Raw genomic sequence first — 968 nt, forward strand, 5'->3', positions numbered from 1 at the left:
CCGGGCAGTTCGGCCCGGAGCCCGAGCTCGCACCCGCGCGCCCGGCGCGCGATCCGGCGCCGCCCGTGCCCGGGATCGTGGAGCCTGCAGTCACCGATCCTGAGCACACTAATCCTGAGCACACTGATCCTGAGCTCGCCGATCCCGCGACCCCGAGCCCGGCGGGAGCGGATCCTGCCTCTGCGGATCCGGGCGCTACGCGAGCACCGAGCGATCGAACGGATCGACGCTGATGCCCTGATCCAGCACCGACCGGCTCCACTCGCGCGCCGAATGCAGCGAGTGGTCGCGGTAGTTGCCGCAGCTCACCGCGTCGGTGCCGGGCACGTCGTCCCAGGTGATCCGCTCGGCGATGTCGGCGAGCGATGCCTTGATCGCCGCGGCGACGTCTGCCGGGTCGGGTTCGCCCCAGACGATCAGGTGGAAGCCGGTGCGGCAGCCGAACGGCGAGATGTCGATCACGCCGTCGAGGCGGGTGCGCAGCAGGCCGGCGATCGTGTGCTCGATCGTGTGCAGGCCCGCGGTCGGGATCTCTCCCTCGTTGGGCTGGACCAGCCGGATGTCGTAGTTGGTTATCGCGTCGCCTTTGGGGCCGTGCTCTACGGCGATCTTGCGCACGTAGGGCGCGCGCACCTTGGTGTGGTCGAGCTGGAAGCTCTCGATCTCGGCAAGTTCGACATCGCTCATGGGTGCCTCCGGGGTGCTGCGGCGGATCGTGGTGGATGGCGCGCGCGAGGGGTCGCGCTGCGCAGTGCCCTCTACGCTACGCGATCGCGCGCACCCGCCGCCGATGACTGCATCGTGTTACAGCGCGTGGGGCGCGGCCCGTCGTCTTTCCAGGTCGGCGTCGTTCCGGGCCGGTACGGCGACCTGGTCACCTCGACCGAGGTCGCCGGGCGGCCTGGCCCGGCGGTCAGGCGGCCTCGCGGCTCAGCGTGATGTTCGCGGCGCGCCCGGTGCGGTCGATC

General features: G+C 71.1%; 1 protein-coding gene. It reads right to left on the minus strand.

Annotated features, from left to right (window positions below; translation table 11 throughout):
- Positions 1 to 195: 195 nt before the first annotated feature.
- Complete coding sequence (locus ACFPZL_RS13675) at positions 196 to 687, minus strand: S-ribosylhomocysteine lyase (RefSeq protein ID WP_218114392.1); 492 nt, start codon at positions 685 to 687, stop codon at positions 196 to 198.
- Positions 688 to 968 lie beyond the last annotated feature (281 nt).

The organism is Leucobacter soli (assembly GCF_042659205.1).
Lineage (GTDB): Bacteria > Actinomycetota > Actinomycetes > Actinomycetales > Microbacteriaceae > Leucobacter > Leucobacter soli.

What these genes read in the sequence shown, in the direction of transcription:
- ACFPZL_RS13675 (WP_218114392.1), bottom strand. Translation starts at nt 687, where the DNA reads ATGAGCGATGTCGAACTTGCCGAGATCGAGAGCTTCCAGCTCGACCAC.